The 16,993-nt window shown below is 35.4% G+C and carries 9 protein-coding genes; 8 read left to right on the top strand and 1 reads right to left on the bottom strand.

Annotation, left to right across the window (positions count from 1 at the left end):
* Nucleotides 1-43: 43 nt before the first annotated feature.
* On the bottom strand, nucleotides 44-3,388 hold the full coding sequence (locus QZ574_RS07145) for a T9SS type A sorting domain-containing protein (protein WP_297088272.1): 3,345 nt from the start codon (nucleotides 3,386-3,388) through the stop codon (nucleotides 44-46).
* Nucleotides 3,389-3,814: 426 nt separating this feature from the next.
* Here QZ574_RS07145 and QZ574_RS07150 point away from each other — a divergent pair, with 426 nt between their 5' ends.
* From QZ574_RS07150 to QZ574_RS07185, 8 genes are all read left to right on the top strand, one after another.
* Entirely contained in the window at nucleotides 3,815-4,402 is a 588-nt protein-coding gene (locus tag QZ574_RS07150) for an RNA polymerase sigma-70 factor (RefSeq protein WP_297088274.1), read from the top strand.
* A gap of 255 nt (nucleotides 4,403-4,657) precedes the next feature.
* Entirely contained in the window at nucleotides 4,658-5,653 is a 996-nt protein-coding gene (locus QZ574_RS07155; protein ID WP_297088276.1) for a FecR family protein, read from the top strand.
* 148 nt (nucleotides 5,654-5,801) lie between these two features.
* On the top strand, nucleotides 5,802-9,200 hold the full coding sequence (locus QZ574_RS07160; RefSeq protein ID WP_297088277.1) for a SusC/RagA family TonB-linked outer membrane protein: 3,399 nt from the start codon (nucleotides 5,802-5,804) through the stop codon (nucleotides 9,198-9,200).
* A 12-nt stretch (nucleotides 9,201-9,212) separates the two neighbouring features.
* Nucleotides 9,213-10,823 (top strand): RagB/SusD family nutrient uptake outer membrane protein, encoded by a 1,611-nt coding sequence (locus tag QZ574_RS07165; RefSeq protein WP_297088280.1) that lies wholly within the window; start codon nucleotides 9,213-9,215, stop codon nucleotides 10,821-10,823.
* 20 nt (nucleotides 10,824-10,843) lie between these two features.
* Nucleotides 10,844-11,770: a hypothetical protein gene (locus tag QZ574_RS07170; RefSeq protein WP_297088282.1), complete on the top strand. Its 927-nt coding sequence runs from the start codon at nucleotides 10,844-10,846 to the stop codon at nucleotides 11,768-11,770.
* Nucleotides 11,771-13,364: 1,594 nt separating this feature from the next.
* Nucleotides 13,365-14,699 (top strand): Gfo/Idh/MocA family oxidoreductase, encoded by a 1,335-nt coding sequence (locus QZ574_RS07175; protein WP_297088284.1) that lies wholly within the window; start codon nucleotides 13,365-13,367, stop codon nucleotides 14,697-14,699.
* 137 nt (nucleotides 14,700-14,836) lie between these two features.
* Nucleotides 14,837-15,499, top strand: coding sequence for a DUF1080 domain-containing protein (locus tag QZ574_RS07180; protein WP_297088286.1), 663 nt, complete (start codon nucleotides 14,837-14,839; stop codon nucleotides 15,497-15,499).
* Nucleotides 15,500-15,515: 16 nt separating this feature from the next.
* Nucleotides 15,516-16,991 (top strand): hypothetical protein, encoded by a 1,476-nt coding sequence (locus tag QZ574_RS07185; RefSeq protein ID WP_297088288.1) that lies wholly within the window; start codon nucleotides 15,516-15,518, stop codon nucleotides 16,989-16,991.
* Nucleotides 16,992-16,993 lie beyond the last annotated feature (2 nt).

Genomic DNA, 16,993 nt, shown 5'->3' on the forward strand with positions numbered 1-16,993 from the left:
AAGCAATTGGAAATACCGGATTGTTGCACAAAGCACAAACTTATTAGTGATTAACAATTACTTTAAAGTATTCTTGATTCTTTTTAGTATCTATTTTGAGAAAATAAATCCCAGTTTTAAATGTCGACACATCTATTTGAATTATTTCATTTTTTCGTGTGGTCCTAATGTCATTATATACAGATACTCCATTTATGTTATACATAATAATTTGTGTTTCATTATTAGAAGGAGAACTAATCTTTAAGATTTCATTAACCGGATTAGGATATACATTAAATAGTTTATTGGTTTCAGAAATTTCCTGAGACTCTCCATCATCCCATTCTTGAATGCTGGTAACTATGCTGCAAGACTCAAACTTGACAGCATCGGCTCGTATTAGTCCATCTGAATTTTTTGTGTTTTTCACAGCACTTCCACAAGGGTAGAAATCATATTCGCCTAGCTCCACCCATCCTGAATCACCTTTGGTAAAATCTAAATATTTTGTTTCAGTTCCGAATCTATGCATAATTTCAATTTTAGCATTAGAATCTCCCGAAGGGTCTACTACTTTATATATATATACTCTATAGCATCCGTTCAAATCACTTGGTGACCAAGTGGCATTTGCACCGTCAGATAAACCATTTCTAGTATCGCTTCCGTCGCTACCGGAAAGCCCGATATCACCATCATGCCAATCTCCTTCTTCCGAATATCCACTATCCTCGTTATTAATAATAATTCCTTCTCCTACAAATTTTACAGCGTCGGCTCTGATTGTTCCATTTGTAGTTCTTGAATTATTTACCGAACCGATTGATTCGGAAAAAGTATATGTCCCTAATTCAACCCATCCTGAACTTCCTTCTGTATAATCAATATAATGAGTATCTGTACCACCCACATGGCTTACTTCAATTTTAGCATTGGAGTCGCTGTTAGCATGAACAACCTTGTAGATATAAACTGTGTATTTACCATTTAAACTGCCAGGGGTCCATGACACTGTCGCATCTGATGAAGTACCGTATCTGGTGCTAGTTCCATTGTTACCCGATAATCCGCTATTTTCCCATGAGCCAGTTTCGGAATAACCAGGATCTCCATTATCTATTATTATTCCGCCTGTTTCAAATTTCACGGCATCTGCTCGAATATAACCGCTTGAATTCCTGATATTCTTCACATAGTTTGGTGAGCCTTCGCCGAATTCATAAGTTCCTAGTTCCTTCCAGCCTGAAGTCCCGGATGTAAAGTCTAAGTATTTTGTAGTTGTTCCATTCTTATGCGCTATTTCAATTAGTGCATTAGAATCACCTGACTCATCTACAAGTTTGTAAATATAAACCGCATAAGAGCCACTTAAGTCACTTGGTGTCCATGTTGCCGATGCTCCCGTTGAAGTTCCATATCTTATGCCACTTCCATCATAGCCTTCCAGCCCATTGCCCCAAGTTCCATTTTCAGAATATCCTGAATCTCCATTGTCAATGATTACAATTTCCTTTATTTCATCTTGCGGAGGCATTTCTCCTGAATAAGGTTCGGTTGTCAAACCTGAATTGTCGATGATAGACTGAGCCTCTGTTGGTTCATTTCCTTTCACATAGATAGTTGTGCCCGAAATGCTTGAGTTTGTCCAATTATCAGCTAGTTTAGCCGAAGTTGTTGTATAATTATCTGTGGCATTTATTGGTCCCTTTTGCGAACCAGAAGCAGCAGTCCAGTATGGAGCATTTTCTGCAACATTTTTATTTAGAGTCCAGTTTGCCGAATGTCCATCAAAATAATATGCACCAAAATTTAACCTCTGATTCTTTACATAATTGTTTTCGATAATGTTAGTACCATTAACCGGATTTGTGGTATAAATACCACCGGCATCGTAGGTATATGTTGCAAGTTCAGAAACTTTATTATAGAGTATCGTATAGTTTCTATTCTGATCGGGAACCGGATCAGCGATATGATCACCCCAACCCCAACCCAGACTTATTCCAGAATAAGGGACATTGAAAATTTCATTGTTTTTTACAATAAGACCATCTATATAAAAGCAAATAATGCCGACACCTCCCCTGTAATCTTTAGCAATATTTTCAATGTAGTTGTTATAAATCACTACACTTTTTGGAATCATTCTATCATCATTAGGTTGATTGGCATCGTTTCCTACCTCAATAGCGTTACCTGAAATATTTACGAATTTATTCGAGTTGATTAAAATATTTTTACCTCCATAATTGAAAGTAAGTCCGTTTCCACCGAGGTTGTAGAAGCTGCAATCCTTAACAGTTATGTTTTTTCCGTTATACACCGACAAAACAGCTGGAATTCTTGCTTTTTGCTGGTTGTGTCTGTATTGAGTATCACAACAATCATCCTGTGATGGTTCAGGAATGATAGTGTTAGCTTGTACATCTACAAAACCAAAATCATTAGGTCTTGTATAGTTGTTATATTTAAAAGTTAATCCTTCAAACATTAAGTTGGAAACTGGGGATTCAAAATCTTCTCCATCGCCTCCATTTACAAAAAAGGCATTCTCCAACTTGGGAATTACCAATTCTGCAGACTCAATATTTTCTCCCGGCAAAGGCCAGTAATAAAGCCAACCTGTTTCTTCATTGTAGTACCATTCGCCAGCCTGATCTAAAAATTCATATGCATTCTCTACCCAATATTCTTCTCCTTCATATTTTCTGACACCCTGTGCCTCATTTAATAAATCGTCCCATTCGATATTATTAATAACAGCTCTTGTATATGATCCTACATTGTACTTGTTTGTGATGCGCAGCCTTTTATGCATCCATTTACATGATGCAACAAGTTCTACTTTATCCTCCCAGTTTGTTAAACCATCTAATAATCCTTTCTCAACATTTAAACCGTCTGATTGCAAAGAGGCTGGGAAATTTTTGACAGAACCAAAATTTGGTGTCCTTGCTCTTATCATGCAGCTATCATTTATATATATTTGTCTAAAAGCTTTCCCGGTTCCTATGTTTATTTTCTTTATACTGCCTATATCAGTTTGCCAGCTTCCTGTTATTTCTTCTCCACAGGAAATTACAGGTATTTCCGAATCGTAGTTTTTATAGATTACAAAATAATCATTTGTTCCTGAATCGGAATTTGTAAAAATTATTGTAGAATCAAGCAGGTGGACACCACCTCTTAAATAAACTATAATGTTACCTTCGAGGCATTCATTATTTATTGATTTTGCGACGGCTTGTTTAGCTTTTTCAATCGTTTTAAAAGCATTTGATACACTTGTGCCTTGATTTGAATCAGATCCATTTAAGGGATCAACATAAAATTCAGCCTGTTGAGACCAAGCGCCTAAAAACATCATTAAATTTAAAACAAAGAGTATAAGATGACGTAGTTTCATTTTGGAAAATTTATATTAACTCATTTATATCAGTTACTTTTATCGCTTGTGAAAAACGACATATTATGCAAGCATAAACACTAGATTACATACTAGAATGAAAGAATTTTAATTGACTGCAAACCTGTGTTTTTTACAATGTATACTATTTATATACGCTTTACGAAGGAGTATTAACTAAATAAACACTAAATAATTTCTTATTCTCGCCTTAAGGGGCAGATAATCAAATATTTCTGTTTCGAGCCGCTGTGTTACACCTGGTTCTGTATCGTTTGAAGGACTTATAAAAGATATAATGATTTTAAAAGATCAGAAGTGGAGCCTTTGTGAATCAGAGAAATTCTACATCCTAAAACATTTAATACATAATAGCGAGAAAATGTTACGAATTTATATATTTGCAAACTAAGTATAATTTATTAATTGAACCTAACTAAGTCAAATATTGAACTTATAAAGCTCCTTAAGAAGGGAAATATGGTAGCTTTTGATGCCATATACAATCAATACTGTCACAAGCTGCATCAATTTGTATTAATGTATTTAAAACAAACCGAGGATGCAGAAGAAATCGTCCAGGAGGTCTTTGTTAAAATATGGGAGTCAAGATTGAGAATTGATGAATATTCTTCTTTCGAATCTTTTTTATTTACTATCGCATACAATTCGACCATGAGTTTATTGCGAAAAAGAGTAAGTGATAGAAAATCGAAAGATTATTTAAAATCCGTGCAGCAATTTGAGACTTCAGATGAGGTGATTGAAGAAATTCAGTATAATGAACTAAATGAAAAAGTTCAATCCTTAATTAATGAATTAACTCCGCGTCAGAAGGAAATCTATCAATTGAGCAGAGAAGAGGGATTAACACATAAAGAGATTGCTCAAAAACTAAAAATATCTGAAAGTACGGTAAATAACCATCTTGGAACAATTCTTAAATTCCTAAAATCGAATATAGAAGGTAGTTTGTCTGTAACTGTTTTATTTCTGATTTTATTTCTTTATTAAAGTTTTACTAATAAATTTCTGTATATAGCAAGTAACTTTGGAATGCTTGGGAGTTCTGAGAGAAAAGTTCTTAATTTAATCATTTCTTCTGTTTTGTAAAGGGTAGACTATTAGGGCTCTATGCTTGCAAGCATCTTTTTTGTAAAAAAACCTGTATTTTTCTTAGTTGTAAATATTAAGTCTTGCGTATTAATATTAGTTTGTGGTTCGAGTAATAGTATTTTTCGCATGGAGGAGCTATTCAAATAAACAAAAATGAATAAAGAATTACTAATAAAATATCTCAATAATCAATGTTCGCCTGAGGAATTTGAATTGGTGACTGCGTGGTTTAAAAACGAAGTTATTAATAAAGAAGGTAAAAAGTGGAGTTTTGAAAACTGGAAAGAATTTAATCCGATCATAGAGAATAAGGATGATGAAAGATATAGTTTTTTACTTGATAAAATACACCATAAAATTAATCTCAACAAAACAGAAAAGAAAGAAGGATTAAGTATACATAAAATTCCTTATTGGTTGACAAGTGTTGCTGCTGTTTTGGTATTTGCTTTATTGTTTGGTAATATTTTCTTTTTTCATAAAGCCAAACAATATGATGTGGCCGAGCAGTTACAAACAATATTAACCCCTCCGGGGGCAAAAACGAACATCACTTTACCCGATGGTTCATTAGTTTGGTTAAATTCTGGGTCTACACTTTCTTATCCTCTAAAGTTTAATAAGGACAGGTCTGTATCATTAATTGGCGAAGCGTATTTTGAGGTAGAAAAAGACGATATGCCTTTTATTGTAAATACGAATTATGGGGATGTGGAAGTAAAGGGAACTTCATTTGATGTAAAAGCTTACATTGACGACGATGCGTTTGAAACTACTTTGGTTGAGGGGATTGTTGTTTTTAAAGAAAATGGTGCGGAAAATGGAGTTACCCTAAAACCCGGTGAACAAATTGCAAAAGATAGTAATGGTTATACCATAAAACAGGTAGAAACAAAATATTTTACTTGCTGGAAAGATGGTAAATTACTTATAAAAAATGAACCTTTCCCTTCTTTCATAAAGAAACTGGAGCGCTGGTATAATATTAAAATTGAATGCTCAGATCCGTGGCTGGAAGAAATGCGATACACCGGAACCATTGAAATGGAAAGTATAAGCGAGGTAATGGAACTAATTACAAAAGCTGCGCCTGTGGTTTATAACTATAACCCCGATACAAGAACTTATACAATAAAAGTAAAAAAATAATAACAAATAAAATGGTAAAACTTATGAATTGATACAAATTATTCTGCCAAGCTGCCAGTTAAAAAAAAGAAGCAAGAACTGCAATTTCTCACTTCTTTGTTGTAGCTAATAAATAATCATTATTACTTATTTTAACCAATACAAAATTATGGAAAAAAAACGAAGTATCCATGGATTAAGTCCGTGTGTGCAAAAAACGCTTAGAATTATGAGGCTAACGGTATTCTTAATGTTGATTTCCTTTTTTGGAGTAATAGCATCAGAAAGTTACTCTCAATCTACGAGATTGTCGTTAAAGGTTGATGGAATCAGCCTTGAGGGATTCCTGTTGAAAATTGAAGAACAAAGTGAATTCCGTTTCTTTTACACTGATAATATTGATGTTGAAAAAAGAGTTTCTGGTGAGTTTAGAAATAAAAAGATCACAGAAATTCTTGACGATATTAAAGAAGAGGCTGATATAAAATATGAAGTTATGGGACGGCATATTATACTTTCTCCAGCCAATACCAATGACCTATTAAAAAGTATTCAGCAAGTTGTTTCCATTTCCGGAACCGTAACCGATGAAAGTGGAGAGCCTTTACCAGGTGTAACAGTGTTGATAAAAGGCACTACTAATGGTGCAATTACCGATATTGATGGTAAGTATAAATTAGCTGATGTACCTGAGAAAAGTATCCTTCAATTTTCATTTATCGGAATGAAAACACAGGAAGTTGAGGTTGGCTCTCAAACTACAATAGATCTTTCAATGATAACAGATGCTGTTGGCATTGAAGAAGTGGTAGCCATTGGCTATGGTACAATGAAAAAAGCAGATCTAACAGGTGCGGTTACTACTGTCTCAGTTAGAGATGTAGAAGGACGTTCATTAACAAATTCGAGCCAAATTCTTCAAGGTAAAGTTGCAGGTGTAAATATCATTCAGAATTCAGGGAAACCTGGAGACGATGCAGCTACAATTCGTATTCGAGGTATCTCTTCAATTGATAATAATAATTCACCATTAGTAGTTATTGATGGAATTATTGGTTCTTTCGAAGATGTGAACCCAAATGACATTGAATCAATGTCTGTTTTAAAAGATGCATCTTCAGCTGCAATTTATGGTTCAAGAGCATCAGCAGGAGTTATAATTATTACAACTAAAACTGCAAAACAAGGGTTGACCATTAAATATAATGGAACTTATTCTTTACAAAATGTAACCAGACTTCCTGAAGTTGCAGATTCTTGGGTTGTTGCTGAGTTAAGAAATGAGGCTCGCGCAGCAATTGGAAATGGAGCAGTTTTTACAGATGAAATTATTGAAAAATATAAATATGGAATAGATCCAAATTATCCTAATACGGATTGGTATGATACTTATTTTGATCCAGCGTTTATGCAGAATCATTATACTACTGTTAGTGCCGTTCATAAAAATTACAATTTTACTAATTCGGTAGGTTATGTTGATCAAAATGGTGTGTTAATGGGAACAGTTAACAAGAAGCTTACATACCGTTCAAAAATTGATGCAAAATTTCTGGATGATAAATTGCGTGTAAACTTAAATGTCTCAGGATATAAAACTGATACAGATGAGTTGGCTTCTTCATCATACTCAGTAATGACGGAAATTACAAGAATGCAGCCAACCAGAATTATTCAAAGTGGAGGACCAGATGGAACCGGTGATGGACTTTATACCAACGACGGAAGATATTTTGCTGTGCAAGATTTAGGTGGCGGTATCAATAAGTTACAAAAATCTATCAATGCTAATGCATCCGCAGAATTTGAGCCGGTTAAAAACTTGAAAGCACGAATGCAATATGGTAGTTCTATTTGGAATCAAGAGCGTGTAACATATTCTCCAGAATACTATGTGACTTATAGCTTCCTTCAAGAGTCTACTACCCTAAAGGAATCAGAATTAATAAAGCAGTGGTATAAAAATCAAAACAACCAATTAACCACTACATTATCCTATAGTTATAATTTAAGCAAACATAATCTGTATGCAATTGCTGGTTATGAGTGGTCGGACTACTCTAGAAATTATGATAGAATTCAGGTGAAACATTTATCTGCGAATTCACCAATATTGGGATTTGGAGATCCTACTTCACATTTTTCTTCTAGTGAGGCAAGCGAAAACTCAGTAATCTCACAATTTGGTAGAATGAGATATTCATACGATAGTAAATACATGTTATTATTTACTATTCGTAGAGATGGTTCCTCTAGATTTGCAGATGGAAACAAATGGGGAGTATTCCCATCCGTATCTGGATATTGGCGTGTTACAAAGGAGAATTTTTTTGAATCAAATAATCTTGATCTAAAATTAAGAGGTTCTTGGGGTAGATTAGGAAACCAAGGAATCGGAACCAATTATGCCGCTTCGGATGTCATGAGTGGAACTGAATATTATTCTCTGGGAGGAACAATTGTGCCTGGTCGCGGAACTAGCGTTCTTGCAAACCCGAACACTACATGGGAAACTACAGAGCAAATTGATATAGGATTCGATGCAGTAATTAAGAATAATGCTAATGTCTCATTTTCTTATTTCCATAAGAACACATATGATATTTTGGCAAGGGTCACTATCCCAACTTCGCTTGGTGTTACAAATTCACCTTATCAGAATATTGGTGATATGGTTAATGAAGGTGTTGAATTAGAAGTTGGATACTTTGGTCAATCTAAGTCAGGTGATTTTAGTTACACAATCAATGGTAACATAAGTTATCTTCGAAACGAAGTTACAAACCTTGGGATACTTGATTTTGTAAGTCATAGTGAAATGATCAGAAGTCAAGTAGGTCACCCTTTTGCTTCTTATTATGGATATAAAACGGATGGAATCTTACAAATTGATGATTTTACATGGCAAGAGGATAGCAATCCAACAATTGCTCATGAGGATCGTATTTATACTTTAAAAGAAGATCGTGCTGATCCATCAGACATTATGTATCAAGCTGAACCTGGAGATTTAAATCTGGTAGATTTAAGCGGTGATGGTAAAATTACTCCTGAAGATAAAACGATTATCGGAGAATCAGTTCCCAAGATATTGTATGGAGCAAGTGTTAACCTGTCGTATAAAAACTTCGGTTTAAATATTATGGGGCAGGGAGTCGCAGGAGTCAAATCTTATATGTTCGGTTCACTTGTAACTCCTTTCTATAATGCAGGAGGTGCTGCGCTAACGAAAACTTCAGTTGAGAATCGTTGGACGTTAGAAAATCAATCAAATAAGTACACAAGACTATATGAAGATAAACAAAGAGATGCAATTCGCTCTGACTATAACTTGTTTAACAGTTCTTATTTCAGGGTGAAAAGTATTGAGTTATCTTATAACGTACCAAAGCATATTATCAATAAGTACGGAATTAAAAACATGAAAGTATTCTGTACAGGTGAAAATCTCTTACTCTTTACGAACTTTCTTGAGGGTTTTGATCCCGAGAGAACTTATACTAGCATTTACCCAAGTTCGCATCCACAAATTGCTACATACAGCTTAGGTATAAATCTAACTTTATAAAAACATATGGAAATGAAATTAAAAAAAATATATATCGTATTAATAATCTTCATGGTTGCTATAAGTTGTAATGAAGATGATTATTTGGATAAAAAACCAATCGATTTTCTATCACCTGATAGTTTCACAAGTGAAAAAGACGTTCGTGAAGCTGTAAATGGAATTTACAAAGCATTTATTTCTGATAAGGAAGAGCCAATAAAAACAGATTTTATTGTTGATAATGGATATTATGTAGGTTACAACGACATGTGGACTCGTACTTACAATAGTGAAAGTCCATTTATTGAGGCAAAGTGGTCACGTAACTATAAAATGATCCTACGAGCTAATACCGTTCTTCATTATATGGACAATGTTGAATTATCTGATGCAATCTACAATCAGCATAAAGGTGAAGCAAAATTTTTAAGAGCTTTAGCATATTTTGATTTATCTGAATTTTACGGAGATGTACCCTTAAGAACAGCTCCTGAAAGTTTGTCAGAAGCAGATAAAGCTGTAACAGCCAAAGGCGATATTGTCAACTTTGTTCTGGATGAATTAGAAGAGGCTGCAGAACTGTTGCCAGTAACATATGCAGTTACAGAAAGAGGAAGAGCTACTAAAGGTGCTGCTTTGGCAATTAAAGCAAGGGTATATTTATATAATGGATTATATGACAAAGCCGTAGAATATTGTCAAAAAGTAAAAGCTTTAGATCAATATTCTTTAATGGATGATTTTTATACCATGTTCCTTCCTGAAACTGAAGGAAGTAACACGGAATCAATTTTTGAGATGCAATTTGAAACTGATGCACGGGCACAGGATTTATCAAATAATTGGTATTCTTATTTTGTACAATGGGGAGGTTTCCAGATTTTAGTAGGGCTTGAACAAGCTTTTTATACTACAAACGGTTTAGCCCTCGACGATCCAAATAATGATATGTATGATACCACTATAAACACTGATATTTTTAATCCTGATTATATCATTGGTGGAGGATACGATAATAGGTTTAGCAATCGTGATCCAAGATTATATGCTACTTTAATGGTACCATATTCAATAAGAGATTATAGAAGCGACGGAGAACCGGTTATTTTATATCCTGATCATATTAAGAATGCAAACTTTACTGGTATCAAAGCAAAAAAATATGCCGATTACTCTGACAATAAAATCACTTTTATTTCAGGTGTAAATCCGGTGATTATTCGCTATGCTGATATCCTATTAATGGAAGCTGAAGCATTAATTGAATTGGGCGGATATGATGAATCATATGTTCGTTCTTTAATTGATGAGGTAAGGCAACGTCCTTCAGTAATGATGCCTAAGGTTGAAGATGCGGAAGGTACAGGTTTATCTCAGGAAGAATTAAGAGACATTGTACGTCATGAAAGACGTGTAGAATTTGCATTAGAAGGACTTAGATATTTTGATGTAAAAAGGTGGGATGTCGGAGCTGAAGTGTTAACTGACGGTTTAGGTTATAGGCCAGATAAACTTAAAAATAACTCTGCGGAATATGAAATTTACGCTTACCAGCCACGTACTTTTGATCCGGTAAAAGGATACCTTTGGCCGATTCCAAAATCGGAAACTGATTCAAACAAATCGATTCCAAGTAATTAATTTGCTTAATTTCTAAAATTATGAAAGTTAAAAACATATTAAAATTTTCACTATTAATGGTTGTTTTTGCATTTTTTGTAGCAATAACCGCATGTGATAAAGAAGATGAAGCTCCTTTAGCTTCAGCAACGTTAACAAGTGAGGTTACAAACATTTTGCAGGGAGATACTGCGGAACTTGTTGTTGATATTACAGGAGGGGTTCCTCCATACGGTTTTAGATATTCTGATGGAGTTGAAAGTTACTATGAATTGGGTATTGAGCAAACACCTCATATAATTAAGGTGACTCCTGATTCAACCAGAACTTATACTGCAGAAGCCGTTGGTACATATTACCGAAATGTTGGAACGGCTTCAGGTTCTGCAACAATTGAAGTAACACCTGTTCAATACGTGTTAGATCAAACTTTCACTGGTGTGAACTCAGGTTTCTTACATGGAACTAATGGATGGCAGGCAAAAAGTGATGAAATACAGATTAAAACTGATGATGGAAGTTGGGACCGTAGGGGATTTTACGAATTTGATGCAAGCCAAATTACAACGGTTGAACAATATAACAAATATACTTTCAGCTTTTGGTTAGTGAAGAGTCACGGTCAAGGTGTTAATGCTGGATTGGGAGCTATGGAAGTAAAAGGTTACGTTGGTGAAATTGATAACTCTTGGACTTGGAACACGCAACCAGGTCTGGATGTCTTGATTGACGGTTATACACAGCAATTTACAGCTGTTTCACAGGATATGCAGATTGAGTTTAAGGGTGATATTACGTCAATCGTACATGCAGCCTTGGCAAGCCCAAGTAAGAAATTTACATTAAGGGTGATAGAAAATGTAAATGGTGAAGGAAATGGAGGTTTCTATTATATTGGAGGAACTTCATGGTGGAAGGCGGAGCAAAGACCAGCAGTTGGAGTTCTGTTGAGAAGACCAATAGACTAAAAATTTGGTAGTTTAGTAAAGTTAGTTTGAATCTCCCTGATAGGTAGTAAAATAATGGATAAGCAGTTCCATTATTCTGAAACTATCAGGGAGATCATTCTTTTATGTTCTAAATTATTTTCTTGATTTCAATACCAAACGTTATAGCTTTTTCGTGACCAACTATGGCAAATAGTTTTTTGAATCATTTTATTTATTGATACTTCAATAACCAAATTACTTCTTTAAGGAAGTTAATTCTGACAATGACGTCTTTCCTCAGGAATTAATAATTATAAGATACCTATCGACCTTAGCTGGATCATCTTATAAGGGATGTATTACACTCTTTTAAGTCGGTTATTTGTGCGTTTATTTTCATTAAATCAATAAAAAACTGTTTTTTTAATTGATGCTTCTCTTGTTTCTATAAAGTTTTATTTATATGTAATCAGAGTGGCTAATATTAAGAAGGTTGGCGTATCCGATTCTTTTCTCAATATTCATTGATATTTTCTCATATCTTCTCTTTTTTGAATTTCATACTCTCTTATTTACCAAGAATTTTCTAGGTATGATGATACTGTTTTAAGAAAAGATTATTGAACTGACTATTACTTGTCGGTAATTGAATATCTTCAGATAGTATCTTTTATGCCTGACAGGTAAGTAGATGAGAGGTTGTTGTTGCGATCTATAGATTTGTTCGAAATTAAAATCTAGCATTAAGATAATCCTGAAAAAATTGTAAAGATGAAGTTTACAAATCGATTAATAGTAGCTCATATTTCAAGTGTAAAAATCCGAAAAAGACTTGTTTTAGCAATTGAGGAATTTAGTTTTTATTGGGATTACTACATTACCATATGTTTCAATTTCCAATACGTGTAATATAGCTTTCAATTGTAGTATTAGTAAAGGTGAGTAACTCGCTTTTGAAATGAGCTTATCGTTGGAATATATCGTAAGAGACTAATCAAAGATTCTATGATTTTCGAAGCGAATGGCAAGTTCCCAATATCGGGATTGAAATCTTAAAGATAATATTCTATCCTTTAAGAAGAAGGGTAAATAGATATGATTAATAGCTGAAATTGTGAAGAAATGAATAAAGCTTTTTTAGTTGTTCTTCAAGGTTATTTCTAATAAATAGAATTTTTAATAGATGTAAAATGGTGATAGATAGATTGATATGGCTTGAAATCTATTGAGTATAAAAAAAATGACTTTTTCTCTTAGTTGTAAATCTCTCCATTTACGTAATAATAATAGATGTTATTGCAGAAGGAAGATTCAAATAGTAGTAGAGTTTAGTTAAGGCAATTTAATTTTTCGTATGATTAAGAAGTTGCTTAAAGGTGTTTTAGCATTGCCAATGCATTGTTCAGTTTTATAAAGGCAAAGAAGAATTAAGAACAGAAAATAATTTTGAGTTTATAAGGATTGTATAAGTTACGGTATTGGCAAATGCTAAAGATCCTAAAAAGGGTTACTCTTAATTAAGAGAAGACCGGGCGAGTTGAGTCATCAAAAACTAAGCTTCTACTTATCTGGTGTCAAAAAGAAATATCAAATTAAAAAGTTTAGAAAAATAAATCAATAAAATCAAGAAACTATGAACAGCTCAAGAAGAGAATTTCTAGGTAAGACGGCATTATTTGCTTCAGGAGCCATTGCTTCATCTGCGTTAGGCATGCCTGTTTCTGCAAAGGGTCGAAATACGTCGGCAAATGAGAAATTAGTAGCAGGAGTAATAGGTTGCAAAGGAATGGGCTTTGCAAATTTAGAATCGTTTTTAAAGCAACCCAATACGGAATGTGGCGCACTGTGTGATGTAGACGAGAATGTTTTAAACGAACGTATTTCGGATGTTGAGAAGATCCAGGGTAAAAAGCCCAAAGGCTTTAAAGACTTCCGTAAGATGCTTGAGTATAAAGGACTAGATGTGATCATTATAGGAACTCCAGACCATTGGCATGCCCTTCAATTTATTTATGCCTCACAACAAGGATATGATATTTACTGTGAGAAGCCATTGGGGAATACGGTTTACGAATGCGATTTAATGGAAAAAGCAGCGAACCGTTATGGAAACGTAGTACAGGTAGGTCAGTGGCACCGAAGCACTAAATCATGGCAAGATGCTGTTAAATATGTTCATTCAGGTAAATTAGGAAACATCAGGGAAGTTCGTTCATGGACTTATTTGAGTTGGCTAAAACCTGCCATAAAGAAAGCCAATTGCGCAGTTCCAAGCGGAGTAGATTATGATATGTGGTTAGGCCCTGCACCGAAAAGGGATTTTAATCCAAACAGGTTTCACTTCAATTTCAGGTGGTACTGGGATTACGCAGGAGGGTTAATGACCGACTGGGGGGTACACATTATTGATTATGCTCTGTACGGAATGCAAAAGTATGCACCTAAATCGGTAATGGCAATTGGGGGCAAGCATGCATACCCCGACAGTGCAGGTGAGACTCCTGATACATTAAAGGTTCTTTACGAATTTGATGATTTTTCATTGTCATGGTCTCATGCAATTGGCATTGACAATGGAGATTATGGGAGACAAAATGGGGTTGGCTTTGTAGGCAATAACGGAACCTTGGTTGTAGGTCGCCGAACAGGCTGGGAAGTTATACCGGAAAAAGATGATAAAGGGAATAACAAAATTGATAGAGAATACCATTTGACCTCTTTTAATTTAGGTTTGGATAACCATGTTTCGAACTTTATAGATTGTGTAAAAACAAGAGAGACACCTAATTGTCCGATCGATGTAGCGGCAGGAGTTGCAAGGCTTAGCCATTTAGGCAATATTGCTTATAGGACAGGTAAACGATTAGACTGGGACACTGAGAACCATGTGTTTGTAAATGATCAGGAAGCAAACGCATTACTTAAACCAACGTATAGGAAGCCCTGGTCCCTCCCTGAAAACCCATAGTGGGTTTTTAGGTGAGGAATTTTTTTATTGACCTAAAACAACATAAAGCTATGGAACGGATATTCTTTATCCTGATATTGGTATTTATCACAATTTATATACCTGCCCAATGTCAAGAGGGAGTAAAGCCTCAAGAAATGACAGAAGAATGGGGGAAGCCTATTCCAGTTGTAAAACCAGGAAAAACTTTAATGAGTGCTCCTTCTGATGCTATTGTTTTATTTGATGGCACAGACCTAAATAAGGAATGGACAGATATGGAAGGGAGTGAGGTGAAATGGATAGCTACCAATGGTACCGTTACCATTCCAAAAGATGGTGGGGACATAAAAACCAAACGAGTTTTTGAAGATTTTCAACTACATGTTGAGTGGAAATCACCAAAAGAAGTGATTGATAGTGGAATGAGAAGGGGAAACAGTGGGATTTTTCTGCAAGGAGTTTATGAGTTACAAATACTCGATAGCTATGATAACCCGACCTATGTAAATGGTCAGGCAGGAAGTATTTATAAACAACACGCACCTCTTGTTAACGTATGCAAAGAGCCTGGGGAGTGGCAGGTTTTCGATATTATTTATACTGCTCCCCGTTTTAAGGGGCGTAATTACTTTACGCCTCCTTATGTGACTGTTTTACAGAATGGTGTTTTAATCCTAAACAATGTAGCCATAAAAGGTCCCACACTTTATATTGGAATTCCAGAATTTAAAGTAGAACCACACGGAGCGGGCCCCATAGTGTTACAAGATCATTGGTTCCCGGTAAGTTTCCGGAATATTTGGATAAGGGAGTTATAATCAGATGATACAAAATATGGGAATTTCAATTGTGAAAAAAATTTTCACCCTCAATTTTATTGCCTTGGGATTATTTGCGAGTGTGGAACATTCGAACGATCCCACAAGGCAAGTGGATGCTACCATTGATTTTACCCAGACCCTCCAGGAATGGGATGGCTTTGGTGTAAACTATGTAGAATTGGCACAATCAACGGATTACGAAAATGATCCTCAAGAGTATGGCGGTTTTAGCCTGTTAAGTGAAGAAGAGAGGGATGAGGTAATTGAGTTGATTTTTGGAGAGGACGGGCTTAAACCTTCAATTGTGAAAATGTTTTACGATCCTTTCCATCAAGAAGTACCTGGGGGGCCATTCGATCACGAAACAACCACACGGTGGATGCGGTATTTTGTGCATAAAGGGATAGCTAAAACCAAAGAAAGAGGTGGAGATGAAATAAGTATTATTTCTACCTTATATGGCCCTCCGGCGTGGGCAACTAAACAGAAAATATTGCGTGGTCGCGACCTAGACCCAGAGCAATTTGAAAACTTGGCAAAATACATGATTGCATGGGGTAAGTTTTTAGTGGAAAAAGAAAAACTGCCTTTGAAATACCTAAGCCTTCATAACGAAGGTGATTGTGTAAACGGTTGGCCGCTTGACGGGAGTCATGGCAGTATTGGGAAAGGCAACCATCATGATTATAATGCTTTCTGGAGACCAACGCAAGTGGCGCACTTCCTTGAATTTATGCCGCCAATGATGAAGGCTGCTGGTCTTGATGTGGGGCTTACACCTGGCGAGTGTGCAACCTGGAATAAATTTGAGAATCATTATTACCATTGGGCTATCCATGATAACGATGCTGCGATGGAAAATATCTCACTGATTACAAGCCACAGCTTCGATTGGCCCAAACCACTTACCACAAAACCAATTGATTTGCTTCGGTTAAAAAGACCCGACCTTCATGCCTGGACTACTTCTATGACCTGGGGAAATATGCATACCCAAAAGAATTACGATTTTGTTTTGCAAATGATTCTGAACATATATGAAGCTAAGGTTAATGCCATCATACCCTGGGCTTGTATTCAAACAGCTACTTGGGAAACAGGAGACCCAAATCCGCACACAGCGTTTTTTGTAAGCGAAAAAGGAGATTATGAGATTAGGCCACAATATTATTTTTATAAGCAACTAACAAGAGCTGGACAGAAAGGCATGAAAGTAGCTAAGGTCAGCTCAAACAATAGCCGGGTTAAATTAGCGGCATTTTCATCTAATAATACAGCACATCCCGATGCTTTCCTTGTAATGAATATGGAATCTGAACCTATCGCCGTGAATTTAAAGATTACAGGAAACGCAAGTTCGTATGAAGCGTTTCGAACTTCACACGATGAGCAATATGCTCCTTTAAGGGTTCAGGAAATACAGGATAATAAACTAAGCTATTCAGCTCCTGCGGGATCGATAACTACCTTTTTTGCCAAAAACAAATAAGA

Source organism: uncultured Draconibacterium sp., from assembly GCF_913063105.1.
Taxonomy (GTDB): domain Bacteria; phylum Bacteroidota; class Bacteroidia; order Bacteroidales; family Prolixibacteraceae; genus Draconibacterium.

Coding starts and splice junctions, on each gene's coding strand:
- QZ574_RS07145 (WP_297088272.1), bottom strand. CDS start 3,388: ATGAAACTACGTCATCTTATACTCTTTGTTTTAAATTTAATGATGTTT.
- QZ574_RS07155 (WP_297088276.1), top strand. CDS start 4,658: ATGAATAAAGAATTACTAATAAAATATCTCAATAATCAATGTTCGCCT.
- QZ574_RS07160 (WP_297088277.1), top strand. CDS start 5,802: ATGGAAAAAAAACGAAGTATCCATGGATTAAGTCCGTGTGTGCAAAAA.
- QZ574_RS07165 (WP_297088280.1), top strand. CDS start 9,213: ATGAAATTAAAAAAAATATATATCGTATTAATAATCTTCATGGTTGCT.
- QZ574_RS07170 (WP_297088282.1), top strand. CDS start 10,844: ATGAAAGTTAAAAACATATTAAAATTTTCACTATTAATGGTTGTTTTT.
- QZ574_RS07175 (WP_297088284.1), top strand. CDS start 13,365: ATGAACAGCTCAAGAAGAGAATTTCTAGGTAAGACGGCATTATTTGCT.
- QZ574_RS07180 (WP_297088286.1), top strand. CDS start 14,837: ATGACAGAAGAATGGGGGAAGCCTATTCCAGTTGTAAAACCAGGAAAA.
- QZ574_RS07185 (WP_297088288.1), top strand. CDS start 15,516: ATGGGAATTTCAATTGTGAAAAAAATTTTCACCCTCAATTTTATTGCC.